We start from the raw sequence: 19,239 nt of genomic DNA, 5'->3' as shown, positions 1-19,239 counted from the left end.
CAGCGCTGGTGCCGGTTACATGTCTTTTGTTACTTTTCTGAATTTCTTCCATGCATCTTTGTTTCCTATCTTGTCTATAGGGTGTGACTTACATTTAAGCTGGGCATCGATAACCGAAACAAGGGTCATATTATAAATGCTTCTTACGGAGCTACCCAGTTGTAAAACGTGCACCGGTTTCTTCAATCCCAGCAGAATGGGTCCTATTGCATCGGCGCCACCAACTTCTTTCAACAGGTTATAAGCCACGTTACCAGCCGCAAGATTCGGAAAGATCAGTGTGTTTACATCCTGGTCAACCAATTCACTGAAAGGATAATTATCTTTCAGGATCGTTTTATTGAAGGGCATACTGGCCTGCATTTCACCATCTATGATCAGCGACGGGTTTTTCTTCTTTACTATGTTTCTTGCCTCGGCTACCAATCTTGCTTCGGGTGAGTCACTGCTTCCAAAATTTGAATAACTCAGCATTGCTATCCTCGGCGTAAGGTTGAAGTTTTTAATTTCTTTGGCCACGATAAGTACAATGTCTGCAAGCTCTTCCGCAGTTGGATTGAAGTTGACCGTAGTATCTGCCATGAACAGTGGACCTTTCTTGGTGAGAAGAAGGTACATGCCGGCGATCTTTTTAACGCCGGGTTCCGTGCCGATTACCTGCAAAGCCGGCCTGATGGTTTCCGCATAATTCCTCGTCAATCCTGAGATCATACCATCTGCCTCACCGGTTTCCACCATCATACAACCGTAATAGTTACGGTCCTTCATCATTTTATATGATTCATATTTATTCACCCCCTTACGATGCCTCTTCCTGAAAAATATTTCAGCGTATTCTTTACGGTAAGGTTCGGCCTCTTCACTTCTTGGATCGATGATCGGCATATCTTCGATATCAATCTTGTTTGAGCCGGCGATCGCTCTTATCTTTTTCTCATCCCCCAACAATATGGGCAGGGCTATCCCTTCATCATAGGCGATCTGGGCGGCTTTCAGAATTTTCAGATTATCAGCCTCAGCAAACACGATACGTTTTGGATCATGTCTTGCCCGGTTGCCCATCAGGCGCATTACCTGGTTATCAAGTCCAAGCCTGTTATTGAGTTCAATGGCATAGGCATCCCAATCCTTAATGGCAGTCTGTGCAACGCCGGAATCCATCGCGGCTCTTGCCACGGCCGGCGACACCGTTGAAAGCAACCGCGGGTCAAGTGGCTTGGGAATAATATATGTCGGCCCGAAAGCTATATTGTCTTCACTGTAGGCAATGTTCACTATATCAGGAACTGCCGTTTTTGCGAGCAGGGCAAGTGCCTTCACCGCAGCAAGTTTCATTTCTTCATTTATCTTGGTGGCCCTTACATCCAGCGCACCGCGAAAAATAAAAGGAAAGCCAAGCACATTGTTCACCTGGTTAGGATAATCACTGCGACCCGTTGCCATGATGAGATCTGACCGGACTGCGGTGGCTGCTTCATATGTAATTTCCGGGTCAGGATTTGCCATTGCAAACACAATGGGTCTCTTTGCCATACTTTTTACCATCTCAGGCGTTACGACATTGCCAATGCTTAAACCAACAAATACATCAGCATCTTTTAAGGCTGAGCTGAGCGTGATGTTGTCGGCACTTACTGCAAAAAGTTTCTTGGTCTCATCCAGATCCGTCCTGTTCACATGCAGCACCCCGTCCTTGTCGAATAATATGAAATTCTCGTACCTGGCACCGAGTGACACATATAATTGAACACAGGCCATAGCAGCAGCCCCGGCTCCATTGATCACGAACCTCGCCTTATCTATTTTTTTCTTTTGCAGCTCCAGTGCATTTAACAATGCTGCGCTGCTGATGATTGCAGTACCGTGCTGATCATCGTGCATTACGGGTATCTTGAGCGTTTCCCGCAACTTTTGCTCTATATAAAAGCATTCAGGAGCCTTGATGTCTTCCAGGTTAATGCCCCCGAAAGTGGGTTCCAGCGCCTTCACGATCTGCACGAACTTTTCAGGATCCTTTTCATTCACCTCAATATCAAAAACATCTATGTCCGCAAAAATTTTGAAAAGTACACCCTTCCCCTCCATGACCGGTTTTGAAGCTTCGGGTCCGATATCTCCCAAACCCAACACGGCGGTGCCGTTACTGATAACTGCCACAAGGTTCCCCTTCGCAGTATATTTATAAACATTGTCTACGTTCTTGTAAATCTCCTTACATGGCTCTGCAACGCCCGGTGAGTATGCCAGTGAAAGATCCCTTTGGGTTTTCGCATCCTTGGTTGGCACTACCTCAATTTTCCCCGGCCTTCCCTTCGAATGGTATTCGAGCGCCTGTTCCCGTCTGAGTTCTTTTTGCATAGTTATAGAATAGTGGTGCAATTTAAGGATTGTTTTATTGAAGTGATTTGGAATGACTTGTATCGTTCAATGAAGGTGGATTAGGTGGGTGTAAAACCTCGGTTTCGGAGAAAACCGGAAAAAATCTCAAAAAACTTTTGACAGAGTAAAAAACTGTGTTATGTTTGTGTGTACTATTAAAGTAGTACACTAAAACACCAAGTTATGATCTCAGTTCAGCATTTACATTTTGGGTATCCGAAAAAACCGGTTTTCAAGGACCTGAGCCTGGAGCTGGAACCAGGATTTATTTATGGTTTACTCGGAAAAAATGGTACAGGCAAGTCAACCTTGCTTAGAAATATCGCCGGGCTGTTGTTCCCAAGGGAGGGAAAGATAAGGGTGATGGGTTTCGATCCGGGTGAAAGAACGCCGGCTTTTTTACAGGAGGTGTTTATGGTGCCTGAAGAATTTCATATGCCCGATGTGCCGCTGAGTGACCTGGAGAAACACTATGCACCGTTTTATCCCAGGTTCAATAAGGAGCAGTTCCGCAAATACATTGGTGAGTTTAACATTCCGCTGGAAGGATCATTGCAAAACATGAGTTATGGTCAGAAAAAAAAGGTGTTAATAAGCCTCGGGCTCGCAACAAATACTTCTGTCTTGCTTATGGATGAACCTACCAACGGCCTTGACATCATGAGTAAGAGCCAGTTCAGGAAAGTGATGGCAGGGGCTTTGAACGAAAGTAAATGTATAATCATAAGTACGCACCAGGTTAAGGACCTGGAGAACCTGATTGATCGGATCACCATCATTGATGAAGGAAAGATCTTGTTTGATCAGAGCATCGAAAACATTTCCCGCAAACTTTCATTCCATATTTCTTTTGATCCTGCGGAAGTTCATGATTCTTTTTATCATGAATCATCTTTGCGTGGCAGTGCTATCATTTCAGCAAACACAGAAGGAGAAGAATCGAAGATTGATCTTGAGCTGTTATATAAAGCAATCATTACAAACCAGGCAAAAATCCAATCCGTTTTTAACGCATAATATTTATTTATGAACCAGGTTTTCGAATTCAACAGATTCACCTTGCTCGTTTCCAAGCACTGGAGCGAGAATAGAAAAAAATACCTGCTTGGCCTGTTGGCCATGGCCGGGATGCTGTTTTTCTGGTATAGTTTCATATTACTTATAGATGACGATCATAGCGCTGGCACTGACACCCAGGCCTCCACATTTTTCTTTGGGCTATCTATCCTGGGATTTCTTTTTGGCAGCATGATCTTTGCAGAATTATCATCTGGCCCGAAAGCCATGAATTACCTGAGTTTCCCGGCCTCGCACTTTGAAAAGCTGGCTTGCGGGCTTTTATATGGAGTGGTATTCTTTTTCATAGCTTATGTATCGATATACTACCTGGTTACTTTTGCGATGGTAAGCGTCAGCAACAGCATTGCAGGCAATTCCGAGAACCTTGGTGAGGCACTTGTAAAACCTGCAGGTGTTGTGAATGTTTTTGGAAATTTCCCCGGCGATCCCGGTTCAGCGAAAGAGGGCCCCAATCTGTTTAATTATTTCATCTTTGTATACCTGGCAGTTCAATCAGCCTATATACTGGGTTCTGTCTACTTTTCGAAATTCAGTTTCATCAAGACCACCATCGCGCTGGCTGCTGCGGCGTTGGTCATTGCTCTGTTTGTGAGTAAGGTACTTTATCCGCTGTTGCCCGACGGTGGCATTTATAACAGCCTTACAAGTTTCAGCGTTTACACAGACAGCAATTATGAAACTGCCAAAGTGGTGAGCCTGCCGGAATGGGTAAACAACATTTTGTCATTCATCTACAGGTTTGCCCTGGCGCCCATACTCTGGATTGCCACGTATTTCCGCTTTAAAGAAAAGGAAGTTTAACAAGGACTAAATTAATTACTATGCAATTCCGAGAGTCACAAGCTATATATCTCCAGATCGCAGACTATGTATGCGAAAAGATTTTGTTGAAAGAATGGAAGCCGGACGAAAGAATACCATCCGTGCGCGAGCTTGCCATGCAACTTGAGGTGAACCCAAACACGGTAATGCGCACATTTGAATTTTTGCAACAGCAGGACATCATTCATAACCAGCGCGGGATCGGATATTTTGTTTCAGCTAATGCGGTTGCCCAGGCCACTGTTTACAGGAAAAACGCTTTTACTGAAAAAGATCTTCCAACCATATTCAGGAATCTATACCTGTTGAACATGGATCTCGAAGAACTCAAACCAAAATTTGAGACTTTCAAAAAACAACATTTCGCTTAACTCTTATAAGAGCAAAAATGAAAACAAGCAATAAAATATTACTCGGACTTTTTATAGCAGCATTGCTGATGATGACGGGCATACATGTTGCCCTTACCCAAAAATATAAAAATGGTGGATTCTTGGTTACCAAGCCGGGTCAGTACAGGGATAGCATCACGATCCGGCCGGCGAAATATATTAAAGTGATCGGGCTGGAAAATGTGTCTGTGATTGCTTCGGAAAGCTTTAGGCTTGAGGTTGCGAAAAATATGCCTGCCTCTTTTAAACACTATGTTTCCGGAGATACACTGATCGTTACCGGCGCTAACGGAATTTCATCCGGAAAAGATCAGGTAAACAAGGTTAAAATATACCAGGAGATCAGTCTTTATTTGCCGCAGGTAACGGGGATCGAGGCGGAAAATTCAAACCTTTTATTGATTGGTGATGGCGATTCGGCAAGGGGGAACCAGTCGCGGATAGCACTTCTGCGATCCAGGTTATCGTTTAAAAACCGATTCACAGAAAATGAGACTGATCGATACTTTGGTGACGTGTTCGTCACCGCAAAGGAAGGTTCCGAAATTGAGCTTTCGTCCGATAAAATCAATTTCAATACGCTGAGCTTTGAATTGGAGAAATCAATCCTTCGTGATCTTCAAACCGGCCAGATCAGAAATCTCGTTGTGAAAGCTGATGATAGTTCCATCGTCCAGGTCAGCGGACAAAATTTCAAGAAGCTTACCGCTGTAGCAACAGCGCAATAATCATTATACACATTTACCATTAAACTTTATTTTATGATCATCATTCCTATCATCTTCGGTATCATTTTATGGATTTGTAAGTAGTTGAATAAAATCCACTGTAACTTTTTCTTTGCTTATCAGTCTAATGATTCAATGAGGCGAACCCTCTCACAGAACGGCATCATGCAATTGCGTGATCCTGTTAAATCAAATGGGTTCAGATCTTATCAATCATCATCATTAAATGTAGGTCAATGAAAAAGCTCGTAATTATTATTTCTGCCTGGCTCCTTACTATGAATGTAGCCTTCGGTCAATGTGATTCATCATTTGTTCTTCATACTGTTAAACAGGAAATGTTGAATGAGAAGGACGAGGTTGTGGACAACGAAGATGATGCTGCTACGATTGACATTAGTAGCAACAAAATCGTCATCACCAAAGATAACGGTGAAAACATCCTGACGGCAACTATCTTAAAGAAAGATTGTAAATGGAAAGCGGCCCTGAAAGATGGAAAGTCGGCTTACGAACTTTCTGTTTCTTTTCCGGACGGAAGGGAAAGCAAGGGCACGGGGACGCTTGAAGGCAAAGAGGGCAACCTTCACTTCGTACTTACCTTTGAACATATGCAGGGTAAGAAAATAAAAGCTTACATCGATAAGATATAAGCTTTTACCTGTTGGCAGTGATCTAAGCAAGTACTACTATTTCATTGCTGCAAAGGCTGTATCCAGCCATGTCATCCTGGCTTTGAACCAGGTCTTCATTTTCTGCACGTCATCTTGATATAGTTTAACAACTAATCCGGTCGAAGAGACATCCGGCGTGAAAATCTGCCATCTTTTATTATTTTCAATTGTTGAGAAGGTCATTTTTGTGGAACTTTCGCTGAGAAATCCCAGTATGACGTCTTCGTTGGCTTTAAAATGTTCAAAACGTCGTGCTACCTGCTTTTCAAAATTGGGGTCCTCGAATAAACGTGAAATCCAACGGGATTCCCTGACATAAAAACCTTCCGGAAGATGAAGATCACGCTCGGAATTTCGACCGAAAGCGAAATCAAAGTCCCATATTGGACCCATTTTTAGCTTTCCTGTTGGAGTGAGATTCATATAGCAACTCGAGTAGAAGACTGCATCCTGATTTTTTGTTATTTCATTGATCAGGTACCAGTCTATTAAGCTCGGAACGTCCAGGTACTTTGCGTAGCCAACGACCGGATCTTTAAAATCCGGACCGTACAATGCATTCTCAGCAGCATTGACGAAACCTGAAACGAAATTGTATTTAGGATCATCTTTAACAACTGCGGGTTCTTTAATATTAACAAGCAAACGTGCGGTTTTGAAGAAAACGTCTCCCGCCTCCATTCTCTCTTCCTGGTCAACTTCCAGCAGGAAACCATCCTTTGGAATATTAACCCGGTTTTCACCCACTTTGACACTCTCACATAACTGGTATGTACCCTGGTACACATCATTCAAAAAAAGTTCGGCAAAATGTGCGTCAGGCGTCCAGTCGAGTCGGCTCAGATCACCCAGAAGAAATGCTGCGGAAGTGTTGAGCTGGTTTTTGTTGGCCTGATTGGCAAGAAGTACCCATTCTTTATCTTCACCTTCTCCGAACAACGACACTTTATTATTAAACTTCATTTTGTATGGCTTCTTTGGCAAGGTCCAGGTGTAGTTGCCCCGGCCTTTGATTTTCATTTCACCGGCAAAATCATCGTAGCTTCCGGCGCCATCAATTGAGATATTAGCATCTACGTAGATGTCTTTCGAATCGATGACTGCACCGTTTTTTGTTGTAATCTTTATCACAGGCAAACCTGTAAAATTTATCAGTTTCACCTTGTAATCCTTCAGAGCGCCATTGTAACCAATAGTGCGGTAGGTAACAGGCTCCGTGAAATCATGTGCAGTATTTCCGCTTTCCTGTTTCACGCCATTAACTACTACACTGGCGGCTTTTGTTTCGAAACTTGGTATTAATGACTTCCGGCTTATCCCGTAAGGCGTTCTCCCCGTAATCATATCGCCATCAACCTGCATCCAGATCGTATCGGTCAGGTATGAAGGGTTGTGTGTTGGAGAAAAGAAAAATTGATGAAGCTCATGGTGATCCCCGGCGTGAATAACTTCCTGTTGGGGGCTGATACTCTGATCAGTTATGTAAGCCTCTTTACGACAGGAAACACTTAATAATATCAACGCAAACAAGGTGGTTTTTGCGCCTACGTGCAGGCACATAGGATTTGATCTCAAACTAGTTGACATTCAAATAGGGTTTACGGATTAAACGGAATGATGGAAAACACTTAGTGCTCCCGGGTAAGCATCAGTAATTTTGAATGAAGTCAGGAAGCGTTTAAGAAAAACTGCACCTGGCCCAATCTCAAAAAACGTGATGCCGGACTGTAAACGCAGATAGATTTAAATTATTATAGCGGGGGATATAGAAGTCCTTAGTTCATTTTTTATAATTTGAGCCCAGCCAGGCCATCATGCCGATCCCATTTTCAATGGCCGACTCATCGATGTTAAAAGTGGGCGTATGAACCCCTGAGCTTATGCCTTTGGCAACATTTCCCACTCCGAGACGATAGAAACATCCTGGGATCAGTTGAGAATAATAACCAAAGTCTTCGGCGCCCATACGCATCTCGGTAGTTTCCACATTTTCAGCACCGATGTATTCCTCTGCAAGCGTTCTTGCTTTCTCATTTAATAATTCATTATTATAAACCGTTGGATATCCCACATCGATATGAAGGTCAATTTCGGCACCCATGCTTTGGACGAGTTCCGTACTTATCTTTCTGATAATATCATGTGCCTTGAAGCGCCATTCTTCGTTGAGTGCCCTGAATGTGCCCATAAGTTTTACTTCACTTGGTATTACATTAGTAGTATAGCCACCCTGGAAAGAAGTAATCGATAATACCGAAGGTTGAAAGGGATCACGGTTACGGCTGATAACCTGTTGCAGGTTTACTATTAATTGTGATGCGATCAATATGGTGTCTGTGGTAAGATGTGGTGCTGCCGCATGCCCCCCTTTGCCACGGATGGTGATATAAATTTCGTCTGCACTTGCCATTACCTGTCCACCCCGGAAACTGAACTTCCCAACCGGAAGACCAGGATGAACATGTAAGCCGAAGATGGCCTCGGGTTCCGGGTTTTGAAGCACACCTTCCCTGATCATAATACTTGCACCACCGGGATTTTTTTCTTCACCGGGTTGAAATATCAGTTTGATTGTTCCGTCCCATTCATTTCTTAACTCATTAAGGATCCGGGCGGCACCCAATAAGCAACTCGTATGAACATCATGCCCGCAGGCATGCATAATTCCTGGTTTCAATGATTTATATGATACCTCATTTTCCTCCTGGATCGGCAAAGCATCCATGTCGGCGCGGAGAGCCACGATCTTTGACGAAGGATTTCTGCCTTCAATGATACCTACCACACCAGTTTCTGCCATAACGGTGGAGTCTATCCCAAACGATTTAAGTTTTTGCTGAACAAACTTAGAAGTCTCAAATTCCTTATAGCTCAACTCGGGGTGCGCATGTAAATGATGCCTTACCTCAATGAATTCTTTTGAATATAATGACGAAAGTTGCCTGATCTTTTGCGATAACATATGGAAAATTACAAAATCGAATTCATTTGATACAGGTATTTCAATCAAAACATCATGTCCGACTGCTACAGGGTTGATGGCATCATCACTGAACAGCGTATGATAATCACCGAACCTGTTTTTCCGGATTATGACCAGGTGTTTACCAATGAAGCGCGAGGAATGTGGGGATGTTCCTAGGGTTGCTGCGTGGTTGAATCAGCGGGAGCCACCGGATCTACCTCAATAATATCACGCACAATATAGACGCCAGTAGGAAAACTTAATTTGATGTTTTCAAGATATACCTCTGCTTCACTGCGATCGCGGAAGTTGCCCACCTTCAAATGGAATTTGGGAGACTGGAAGGAGAGATATGATTTCAGCTCCGGGAAGGCCTGGTACATTTTTATTTTAGCCTCGGTAGCTTTGGCCCGGTCAGGAGTGTTGATAACAAGTATCCGATATCCTGCTGCAGAACGCCGCTCATCACGGGTCAGGATCTCATTTGCTTCCACTTGTTTTTTGACCAGCAAATCTATCCGCGGATCTTTGTTAACCGTTACCGACTGCTTTTCCGTTTGCGCATTACCGGTAGCTACGAACAGGAGACCAACAAAAATGAATACAGGTGTCTTCATGATTTTATAATTATGACCAGATCGTTTTGCCTAAGCAAGCTCACCAATCTCTCTCAAAGTTGCCGTTTATATGGGAGAAAGAGAACTGGAATTTGTTAATTTTAATCTGGTCCTTACCCGGGAAGGTTCAGCCGTGGTATAAATAAGCTCTTATAGATGGCTCAACCGGTAAATTGTCTTCATACGGCCTTTAATACCCGTCGTTTTCTGGCGGTTGGCCATTTACTATGGCCACGCTCGCACTGCATCCCAGCCTGTCAGCACCTGAGTCAATCAATTCTTTGGCAAATGAAAAGGTCCTGATTCCCCCGGAAGCCTTAATACGTATCCCTGCTGGCAGATTCGCACGCATCAGCCTGATCGCTTCAACGCTGGCTCCCTTTTCAGCATACCCCGTAGAAGTTTTCACAAAGTCCACACCGGCGGCACCATATATCTCGCAACACCGGATGATTTCCGCATCGGTCAGTATTCCTGATTCGATAATCACTTTCAGGATTTTTCCTGCTTCACGAACCTGGGCGAGCACCGTGGCTACTTCTGCTTCAAGGTATGACCAGGCGTTATTCCGAAGCGCCACCAGGTTTATCACCATGTCAAGTTCATCGGCACCGTCCGTTATGGCCTGGCCGACCTCTGCTTTTTTCGCATGTACATTAGAGTAACCAAAAGGGAACCCGATAACAGTTGCCGTCCTGACCCCGGAACCGTTAAGAAATTTGACTGCATTTTTGACCAAAGGCGGTGGCACGCAAACAGCAGCAAACTGAAGCTCACGTGCCTCATCGCATAACTGCCTGATTTCAACTATCGTAGTTGTAGGCTTCAGTATAGTATGATCTATATATGAATTAATTTTCATTCGATTATTTGTGCGTGAAATCAAATTTAAATGACTGTGAATATCTCCATTTGACTAATTTACAAGCTTAAACCACATATTAACAAAACTAACAGTATGAGAAAGTGTTCTATGATTCCCCCGGGAAGATGGATCATCTTGTTATGGATGATTCTTTCCGTTCCCGCTTCCCTGTTTGCACAGTCAACTTTTCCTGTTAATGGAATTGCTGATCCCAAAGATGGTGCATACGCCTTTACTAATGCTACTATTGTAAAAGATGGTGCAACCACTATTACAAAGGGTACCATGATTATCCGTGAAGGTAAGATTGTCGCAACCGGCACAAACCTTACCATTCCAAAAGATGCGGTTGTTATTGACTGTGAAGGAAAGTATATATACCCATCTTTCATTGACATTTATAGTGACTACGGAATTGCCACTCCTCAACGCGCGGGTGGAGGCAATTTCGGATTTGGCGGACCTGGGCAGATCGTTTCCAACCAGAAAGGTGCTTTTGGCTGGAACCAGGCGATCCGCAGTGATGTAGAAGGAGGAAAGCTATTTGTGGTGGATGATACTAAGGCGAAGACGCTGAGAGATATCGGTTTTGGAACGGTACTCAGCCATCAGAAAGATGGTATCGCCCGGGGTACCGGTGTGATTGCAACTTTAAATGATACAAAAGAGAACCTGGTTATTCTGAAAGAAAAAGCTTCAGCTCATTATTCATTTTCAAAAGGTACCTCGGCCCAGTCATACCCGGCGAGCCTGATGGGTGTGATCGCTTTGCTGAGACAGAGCTATCTTGACGCACAGTGGTACAAGAGCAATCCAGGTGCAGAAGGGGTTAATCTTTCTATGAAAGCCTGGAATGATATACAGGGTTTGCCACAAATCTTTGAGGCCGGCGATAAATGGCAGGACCTGCGTGCAGACCGGATCGGCAAAGAGTTTGGTGTGCAGTATATCATCAAAGGTGGTACAAACGAATATCAACGTATAAATGAAATTGCCGCTACTAAAGCTGCGTATATAGTCCCCCTAAACTACCCGGTAGCGATGGATGTTGACGATCCTAACGAATTACGTTTTGTAGGACTTGACGACATGAAACATTGGGAACTCGCTCCGACCAATCCGTCAGCTTTTGAAAAGGCCAATATCAATTTTTGTCTCACAACGGCTGATCTGACGAATGTAGGTGAATTCATGGCCAACCTGCGTAAAGCAATTGAATACGGTCTTACCGAAGCCAAAGCATTTGATGCACTCACAAAAACGCCGGCAACACTTCTATCAGTTTATGACAAAGTGGGTAGCCTGGATGCGGGTAAACTTGCCAACTTCCTGATCACATCCGGACCAATATTTAATGAGAAGACAGTGATACTTCATAACTGGGTCCAGGGAAATAAATTCAATGTAAAAGGGGAGAGCTGGTTCGATGTAAAAGGAACCTACAAGCTGGCCATTAACGGACCTGCGCCACAATCCATGTCTGTTGAGCTTAAGGATGGTGGTGTTGCAAGCTTTATCGCAAAGGACACCATGACCGGTAAATACAGTTATGATGGTAAACTCGTCAAGATGAGTTTTCCTGTCGGGCGCGGACCAAGAGCCACTGAAACTATCCTGAGCGGAGTATCAAACGGAAATACCTGGAGTGGTATGGGTCGTGATGGTTCAGGCAATTCTTTCACCTGGACAGCTGCATTTGAAAAAGCTCCGGCTGCGAAACCAGACAGTGCAAAGCCAAAACAGCCTTTAAACCTTGGTAAGGTGACTTATCCGTTTCTTGCTTACGGAACCGACTCCGTTGCAAAACAGGAAAATATCCTGATAAAAAATGCGACAGTCTGGACCAGCGAAAAAGAAGGAAAGCTGGATGCAACAGATGTATTGGTTAAAGGAGGAAAGATCACGCAGATAGGTAAAAATATAAGCCCTGCAGGCGCAAGGGTTATTGATGGTAGTGGCAAACATCTTACAGCAGGTATCATCGATGAACACTCGCATATCGCGGTAAACTCCATTAATGAAGGCGGACAGTCTGTAACCTCTGAAGTCCGCATCGGCGATAATCTTAATCCTGAAGACATCAATATCTACCGGCAGTTGAGTGGTGGTGTTACATCATCTCATATCCTTCACGGCTCTGCCAATACTATTGGCGGGCAAACGCAGCTGATAAAATTACGTTGGGGAATGAATGATGAGGAGCTGAAATTCAAAGGAGCTGATCCATTTATCAAATTCGCTTTGGGCGAAAACGTAAAACGTTCTTCTGCTACCCAGGGCAACAATCGCTTTCCTGATAGCAGGATGGGTGTTGAATCAGTGCTTCTGGATGCCTTCCAGAGGGCTTCGGACTACCAGGCATGTATGAAAGCCGGAGTTACTGCAGCAACGGCGAAACCGGGAAAGAAAACAACCGGGGCACAGGCCACGGGCACTGCCACACCAGTAAGGCGTGATCTGGAGTTGGATGCGTTGGTTGAGATCATGAACAAAAAACGTTTCATCACCTGTCACTCCTATGTACAGAGCGAGATCAATGCTATCATGAAAGTCACAGAGAAATTTAATTTCCCGGTGAACACGTTTACGCATATCCTTGAAGGTTATAAAGTGGCTGATAAGATGAAGGCACATGGAGCCAGCGCGTCTACCTTCAGCGACTGGTGGAACTATAAAAACGAAGTGCTTGATGCTATTCCTTACAATGCAAGTATCATGCAGCGTATGGGATTGAATGTAGCTATCAATTCAGATGATGCAGAGATGGCTCGCCGTCTTAACCAGGAAGCAGCAAAAAGTGTGAAATATGGCGGAATGAGCGAAACGGATGCGCTGATGATGGTTACCATCAACCCCGCGAAAATGTTGCATGTTGATAATCAGACCGGCAGTATCAAAGTTGGAAAAGACGCCGACCTGGTATTGTGGAGCGACCATCCATTGAGCATATATGCAAAGGCAGAAAAAACTATTGTTGACGGGACTGTATTTTTCGACCGCGAAAAAGATGCTGAACTCCGCAAACTAATGCAGGCAGAAAAAACAAGGCTTATTCAGAAGATGGCAGCAGTAAAAAGAACGCCTGGTGCTGGTGGTGCACCGGCAAATACCCAGCGTGCAAGGCCAAGATATGAACTGATCTTCAATTGCAGCGATCACTATCATCATCATGGCCTACTTGCGGTTGAAGGCGACAATCTGAATGAATTTGAATCAGGTGCTGCGGCAGGAGAGCAGGGAAGCCAGGACTAGTCACATTCGGCTTATCCCGCAACGAAGTTTTGCAAAGCAGGAAATTAACCGGTTTAGAAATTTATCAAACAGTGTAATTATTATGAAAAAAATACTTTTCTCAATATTAATGGGTATGTCGGTGATCACTGCTACTCATGCGCAGGAGTCGATATACCCGGCGCCGGCACAGACGCAAACTATTGCACTCACGAACGCTATTGTCCACGTTGGCAATGGCCAGGTGATAGAAAATGGGATGGTTGTTATTTCAGGCGGAAAAATTGTTGATGTTCGTCCATCAACAGCTATTATGGATGTTAAGGTTATTGATTGTAAGGGAAAGCATCTTTACCCGGGCCTTATTCTGTCTAACTCCCAACTGGGACTAGTTGAGGTTCCAAGCATCAGGGCTACAAATGATAGCCGCGAAATAGGTGAAGTGAATTCCAACATTCGTTCCATCGTTGCTTACAATACGGATTCAAAAGTTCCATTTACGCTTCGGAATGTCGGAATCCTGATGGCTAACGTGGTGCCATTGGGCGGAGTCATTTCGGGAACTTCATCGGTCGTGCAGTTAGATGCATGGAACTGGGAAGATGCGGCCGTTGCCACTGATAACGGTGTACACTTCAATATGCCTTCATTGCTCACGAGGAGAGGTGGCAGAGGCGGCTTCGGAGGTTTCAACTTTGCTGCTGCTCAGCCCGCCGGTGACCCTATTAAAAGAGCGCTGGAAGAAATAGAATCCGTTAAAGCATTTTTTAAGGAAGCCAAAGCTTATGCTGAAGCTCCTGGACATACTGCTACCAACCTGAAATATGAATCGGTTAGAGGCCTTTTCACAAAAAAGCAAAAGTTGTTTATCCATTGCAATATTGTAAAGGAGATGTTGATCGCGGTAGACTTTGTAAAAGATTTTGGGTTTGATGTAGTGATTGTTGGTGGTGTGGACAGTTACCTGATTGCTGATCTGTTGAAACAACATAACATAGCAGTTATCCTGGAACAACTGCACAGCCTGCCAACTATGGTCGACGATGATGTGGATCAACCATACAAAACACCTGCAATGTTGCAGAAGGCCGGGGTATTATTCGCAATCAATGATGAAGACGGAAACACCCGTTACCGGAATCTTGCTTTCAATGCCGGAACTGCCGTTGCGTATGGCTTAACAAAAGAAGAGGCCCTGACAGCGATAACGTTAAATCCTGCGAAGATCCTGGGAATAGATTCCATTGCCGGATCAATTGAAAAAGGAAAACAGGCTAATATAATAGTATGTGAGGGTGATATCCTGGATATGAAAACAAATATCATAACCGACGCCTTTATTCAGGGTCGCCAGGTTGATCTGTCAGATAAGCAGAAGCAACTTTATGAAAAATACAAACACAAGTATGGCCTGAAATAAATACCCTTTTATAACATAAATACCCTTTTTATAATTTTGGCCCCGGTGCATTCGCGCATCCGGGGCCATTGTATTTATATGTGTCAGGCGGACCTCTCGGCAGTGATCCACCAGGTGTTTCCGTTAGGATCTTTTACGCCTCCGGATCTGCCATAGTCCTGGTCGGTGACATCCTGAATTTTGGTGGCGCCTTTTGATATCGCATGGTTAAATGCAGCATCTGCGTCATTCACATAAATAAAAAAAGCGCCGGGGGTTGGGGTGAATTCATTGCTGCATTGGGCAAACATTATTACCACATCGCCAACCTGCAGCTCAGCATGCATAATGGTTTTATCATCCCGGAGCACCTTCATTTTTTCTGTTGCCCCGAACACATCCTGCATGAATGACTGAAAAGCGTTTGCATCTTCGAGTATGAGATATGGCATTACGCGGTTGTAACCTTTTGGAAATTTGATTGTGTCCATTGTAATTTTTTTTTGATTTAACAGAAGCTATTATTTGAATCCTGCTGAGTGTAAAGATATCGGTGACCTCTTGCGGTGAATTGTAAAAATCCGACATTCTTTTATTTCATAAAGAGTGATCGAATCCGACATCCCTTTATTTCTACAGAGTGATCAGGTATTGTCAATAGTTATCTGAAGCTTCCGGAGCTTCGTCGTTTTAGCTTTCCCGGTATTCTATGCCTTCTGCCTTGCCGGAAAAATAACTGCCGGGCTCATACCCGGAAAACTTTTTGAAGTCATGGATGAAATGGGATTGATCATAGTAACCGCATTCATATGCTATCTCGGTCAGACTTTTATAAGATGACCCGTAACTTCGCAACGCATGTTGAAAGCGACTGATCCGGGCGAAAGATTTGGGTGCAAAACCAGTAATTGTTTTGAATTTCCTTTCCAGTTGTCTTGGCGAAACACAGAACATACTTGCGGTTTGTTCTATCGGTAACTGGATCCTGGTATGAATGAGGTGTTTGATACAGGCTTGTATGGATGATTCCGGTTCCGGGTTTATTCTGGATCTTTTGATGAGATATGAAGAAAGAATGGAGATACGCTCACGATTATCATCTGCCACCAGCATTTTTTCCTGCAGCATATTACCATCGTTACCCAGGCAATCAGCAATGGACGGCATTTCGTTTTGTAGCTCCAGTGATGAGAGTTTAAATAATTCAGGAATTGCATAAGGATAAAGATAAGCGCCAAAAATGCCAAAGTCGGAGCTGGTGACGAATCGTTTATAGGTGCCCGTTGGACTTTGTAAGATCGCTACGTTGTTTGTGCCGGGCAATACTTCATCAGTTGCTGAAATTTCGTCCCACCTTGTCGTATAATGAAAGACCATTTCTGCACAGGCATCTGCCATCGACCGGTAAACATACGGCTGGCTGCCGATGCCTTTCCCTTCAAACACCCAGAAACACCGCACATAACGTTTTAGTTCGGGTACCGGATCGACAGTATAATAGTTAAATTCAGGCATAACAGTGATGTTCGGAGGCATTAATATACGAAATTAAATGGCGAGGCTTCCGGTGGTGCTATGTCAGAGAGAAAATGCTGAATGTCGGAAAAATGTTTTTACATTCAGCCAAAGATTGACCCATTATGAGCGCATTTTCATTGAAGAGATATTGTTCTGTACCGGAGTTTACACGTCAGATTTTACAGTCTTTCAATCCTTTGAAGCACACATTATCCTGTTTTCGAAATAGTCAGGTAGTTCAGATGACCTTACTCTTATTAATAATGTTTTCTGCGCGGTTAAATGCGCAGCAAAAATTCCCGGTGGGCAAGTGGGTAAGCCTTTTCAACGGGGTTGATACAAAAGACTGGACTGTCAAAATACATCATCATGAAACAGGCGTGAACTTCGGAAACACATTCAGAGTTGCTGATAGCTCTATACAGGTGCGTTATGATCAATATGGTGAATTCAATGATCAGTTTGGGCACCTGTATTACAATCAGCCGTTTTCTTATTACCACCTGCGTTTACAATATCGTTTTGTTGGCGAGCTCCAACGTGGTGCCCCATCCTACACGCTAAGAAATAGTGGTGTGATGTTTCATTCCCAGGATCCGCGTACCATGCCAAAGGAGCAGGATTGGCCGATTTCTGTGGAGCTGCAGTTTCTTGGTGGACTGGGCGACGGTAAGCCTCGCTCTACGGGTAATATGTGCTCACCGGGTACAGAGGTCATCTATGAGGGCAAGATGGATCCGAGGCATTGCATCAACTCCAGATCAAAAACTTATGATGGAGACCAGTGGGTAACTGCCGAATTAATCGTACTTGGCGATTCACTGGTGACCCATATCATCAATGGAGATACGGTGCTGCAGTATACGAAGCCACAAATTGGCGGAGGTGTTGCCAACCGTTATGATCCAAAGATAAAAATTGACGGAAAGCTGTTGAAAGAGGGTTTTATTGCTTTGCAGAGCGAGGGGCAGCCGGTGGACTTTCGCAGGATTGAAATCAAGGTTTTACCAAAGCCCTGACAAGAATAACCGTTTAAACTTAAGGCGCGGAACCAATCTGAAATTTCAGTAAATTTAGTAATAAAGGAAAGAGTGTTGAGAACCCTGCTTTTTTTACTATTGCTTCCCGCATTGACGGCGACTGCACAAACGCTGAACTGTACGTTTAAAGCGCCGGTCGTCAATATTAATTTCGGCACCGGTGATGTGGAGGATCTTAACCCGGGAGGTACTGCAGCTTATCAGCGCGTATCTACATCCTGTCCTTCTGATGGACATTACAGCTACACTTCCTATACGAGTGACTGTTTTCGGGGCGACTGGATAACTACGGAGGATCATACCCCGGGTGACGTTGCAGGGAACATGCTGCTGGTAAATGCGTCGTACCGGAATGGATATTTTCTCACCACGATGATCGAGGGACTAAGAGGCGGAACACTCTATGAATTTGGAGTCTGGATGACCAATGTTTGCAAACTGAGCGACAAATGTCCTTTCCCGCTGTTGCCGGATATTACCATCAGGTTACAGACCACAAGCGGTAAGGTAGTTGCCCAGCTGGAAACCGGGGAGCTGGTCCGCCGGCTGTCACCCCAGTGGACCCAATATACGATGACCTTCACGACGCCTCCGTCCGAATCCCGCCTGGTGTTAACGATGATTGATAATATACCGGGAGGCTGCGGGAACGATTTTGCCGTGGATGATATCACTTTCCGGGAATGTATCATCATTCCTCCGCCAACGAAGCCTGTTGCGAAAACGACTGCCCCACCAAAGAAGACGACTCCTGCACCGGTTAAAAAAGCCGAAACGCCGGTAACCAAAACAACCCCCAATAAGGAAGCTGCAACAACAAAAAAAGAGCCTGTCGTAAAACCGGAAACCAAAGCAGTTACTCCGCCTGCAAAAGAAGTTGCGAAACCAGTTGCCAAAGCTCCTGCAACCACGTCTGCGACAACTAAACCACCCGCGACTAAGCCGGTAACCACTAAACCAGCTACACCGAAACCAGCGACCGAAAAGCCGGCTGAAACAAAAACAGCTGCTGCTCCCAAAAAAGCACCAGCTGATACGGTCGTCACGAAGCTGCCGAACGATCTCCCGAAACCTACGGTCCCCGTTGTTACTCAACGACCACCAAAGATGCCACCTCCGCCACCGGCGATAGCAAGGAGGGCAAACACGTTGTTCAAACAGATTGAGATGGAACCAGGGGAGATCAGGGTTGACCTGTACGATAATGGAGAGATAGACGGCGACACCGTTACTATCTATCATAACAATCAACTTGTAGTTTCAAAAGCCAGGTTGTCACAAAAACCGGTGACCCTTCGTATCGCAATGGACCCGGCAAACCCTCACCATGAACTCGTCATGGTCGCCGAAAACCTGGGCTCGATCCCGCCAAATACATCCCTGATGATCGTGACCGCCGGCGCCAAACGCTACGAGGTATTCATCTCCTCCACCGAAGAACGAAACGCAAAAGTGGTGCTCGAACTCAAAAAATAGAACAGCGCCAAATCAAATTCAACGGGATCATTTTGAGCATCACTTTAGATCAT

17 protein-coding genes are annotated in these 19,239 nt (G+C 44.5%); 10 read left to right on the top strand and 7 right to left on the bottom strand.

What is annotated here, in order from left to right; genetic code table 11:
• Nucleotides 1–15: 15 nt before the first annotated feature.
• Complete coding sequence (locus ACX0G7_RS15340; protein ID WP_458924379.1) at nucleotides 16–2,358, bottom strand: NADP-dependent malic enzyme; 2,343 nt, start codon at nucleotides 2,356–2,358, stop codon at nucleotides 16–18.
• A gap of 204 nt (nucleotides 2,359–2,562) precedes the next feature.
• Here ACX0G7_RS15340 and ACX0G7_RS15335 point away from each other — a divergent pair, with 204 nt between their 5' ends.
• The 5 genes from ACX0G7_RS15335 (at nucleotide 2,563) to ACX0G7_RS15315 (ending at nucleotide 6,054) form a co-directional block, all read left to right on the top strand.
• Nucleotides 2,563–3,396, top strand: coding sequence for an ABC transporter ATP-binding protein (locus tag ACX0G7_RS15335; RefSeq protein WP_458924378.1), 834 nt, complete (start codon nucleotides 2,563–2,565; stop codon nucleotides 3,394–3,396).
• 9 nt (nucleotides 3,397–3,405) lie between these two features.
• Nucleotides 3,406–4,260 carry a hypothetical protein gene (locus tag ACX0G7_RS15330; protein WP_458924377.1) on the top strand — a complete coding sequence of 285 codons (855 nt, stop codon included), beginning with the start codon at nucleotides 3,406–3,408 and terminating at the stop codon, nucleotides 4,258–4,260.
• A 20-nt stretch (nucleotides 4,261–4,280) separates the two neighbouring features.
• Nucleotides 4,281–4,652, top strand: a complete 372-nt coding sequence (locus ACX0G7_RS15325) for a GntR family transcriptional regulator (RefSeq protein WP_458924376.1) — start codon at nucleotides 4,281–4,283, stop codon at nucleotides 4,650–4,652.
• A 17-nt stretch (nucleotides 4,653–4,669) separates the two neighbouring features.
• The gene (locus ACX0G7_RS15320; protein WP_458924375.1) at nucleotides 4,670–5,401 is read left to right on the top strand and encodes a hypothetical protein; all 732 of its coding nucleotides are present in this window, start codon (nucleotides 4,670–4,672) and stop codon (nucleotides 5,399–5,401) included.
• Nucleotides 5,402–5,637: 236 nt separating this feature from the next.
• Nucleotides 5,638–6,054 carry a hypothetical protein gene (locus tag ACX0G7_RS15315; RefSeq protein WP_458924374.1) on the top strand — a complete coding sequence of 139 codons (417 nt, stop codon included), beginning with the start codon at nucleotides 5,638–5,640 and terminating at the stop codon, nucleotides 6,052–6,054.
• Nucleotides 6,055–6,090: 36 nt separating this feature from the next.
• Here ACX0G7_RS15315 and ACX0G7_RS15310 read toward each other — a convergent pair whose 3' ends face one another.
• Both ACX0G7_RS15310 and ACX0G7_RS15305 read right to left on the bottom strand, forming a co-directional pair.
• Entirely contained in the window at nucleotides 6,091–7,662 is a 1,572-nt protein-coding gene (locus tag ACX0G7_RS15310; protein WP_458924373.1) for a CotH kinase family protein, read from the bottom strand.
• Nucleotides 7,663–7,855: 193 nt separating this feature from the next.
• Nucleotides 7,856–9,037, bottom strand: coding sequence for a M20 metallopeptidase family protein (locus ACX0G7_RS15305; protein ID WP_458924372.1), 1,182 nt, complete (start codon nucleotides 9,035–9,037; stop codon nucleotides 7,856–7,858).
• Between the two features lie 54 nt (nucleotides 9,038–9,091).
• On the opposite strand from ACX0G7_RS15305, the gene ACX0G7_RS15300 reads away from it, so the two are divergent.
• Nucleotides 9,092–9,217 carry a hypothetical protein gene (locus tag ACX0G7_RS15300; RefSeq protein ID WP_458924371.1) on the top strand — a complete coding sequence of 42 codons (126 nt, stop codon included), beginning with the start codon at nucleotides 9,092–9,094 and terminating at the stop codon, nucleotides 9,215–9,217.
• Here ACX0G7_RS15300 and ACX0G7_RS15295 read toward each other — a convergent pair.
• Entirely contained in the window at nucleotides 9,214–9,657 is a 444-nt protein-coding gene (locus tag ACX0G7_RS15295) for an SPOR domain-containing protein (protein ID WP_458924370.1), read from the bottom strand. The two genes, ACX0G7_RS15300 and ACX0G7_RS15295, sit on opposite strands and share 4 nt — an antisense overlap.
• Nucleotides 9,658–9,847: 190 nt before the next feature.
• A complete protein-coding gene (gene deoC, locus ACX0G7_RS15290; RefSeq protein WP_458924369.1) occupies nucleotides 9,848–10,519 on the bottom strand; it encodes a deoxyribose-phosphate aldolase in 672 nt (223 codons plus the stop codon).
• Between the two features lie 96 nt (nucleotides 10,520–10,615).
• On the opposite strand from deoC, the gene ACX0G7_RS15285 reads away from it, so the two are divergent.
• The gene (locus ACX0G7_RS15285) at nucleotides 10,616–13,774 is read left to right on the top strand and encodes an amidohydrolase family protein (RefSeq protein WP_458924368.1); all 3,159 of its coding nucleotides are present in this window, start codon (nucleotides 10,616–10,618) and stop codon (nucleotides 13,772–13,774) included.
• Nucleotides 13,775–13,856: 82 nt separating this feature from the next.
• Nucleotides 13,857–15,173 (top strand): amidohydrolase family protein, encoded by a 1,317-nt coding sequence (locus tag ACX0G7_RS15280; RefSeq protein ID WP_458924367.1) that lies wholly within the window; start codon nucleotides 13,857–13,859, stop codon nucleotides 15,171–15,173.
• A gap of 83 nt (nucleotides 15,174–15,256) precedes the next feature.
• Here ACX0G7_RS15280 and ACX0G7_RS15275 read toward each other — a convergent pair whose 3' ends face one another.
• Together ACX0G7_RS15275 and ACX0G7_RS15270 are read right to left on the bottom strand one after the other, a co-directional pair.
• The gene (locus ACX0G7_RS15275; RefSeq protein ID WP_458924366.1) at nucleotides 15,257–15,643 is read right to left on the bottom strand and encodes a VOC family protein; all 387 of its coding nucleotides are present in this window, start codon (nucleotides 15,641–15,643) and stop codon (nucleotides 15,257–15,259) included.
• 199 nt (nucleotides 15,644–15,842) lie between these two features.
• Nucleotides 15,843–16,688, bottom strand: coding sequence for a helix-turn-helix domain-containing protein (locus ACX0G7_RS15270; protein WP_458924365.1), 846 nt, complete (start codon nucleotides 16,686–16,688; stop codon nucleotides 15,843–15,845).
• Between the two features lie 224 nt (nucleotides 16,689–16,912).
• Here ACX0G7_RS15270 and ACX0G7_RS15265 point away from each other — a divergent pair, with 224 nt between their 5' ends.
• Both ACX0G7_RS15265 and ACX0G7_RS15260 read left to right on the top strand, forming a co-directional pair.
• On the top strand, nucleotides 16,913–17,689 hold the full coding sequence (locus tag ACX0G7_RS15265) for a 3-keto-disaccharide hydrolase (RefSeq protein WP_458924364.1): 777 nt from the start codon (nucleotides 16,913–16,915) through the stop codon (nucleotides 17,687–17,689).
• Between the two features lie 75 nt (nucleotides 17,690–17,764).
• Complete coding sequence (locus ACX0G7_RS15260) at nucleotides 17,765–19,186, top strand: hypothetical protein (protein ID WP_458924363.1); 1,422 nt, start codon at nucleotides 17,765–17,767, stop codon at nucleotides 19,184–19,186.
• Nucleotides 19,187–19,239 lie beyond the last annotated feature (53 nt).

Source organism: Flavitalea antarctica, assembly GCF_054461535.1.
Note: the sequence above shows the minus strand (reverse complement) of the source record. Positions and strands in the feature narration are given on the sequence as shown.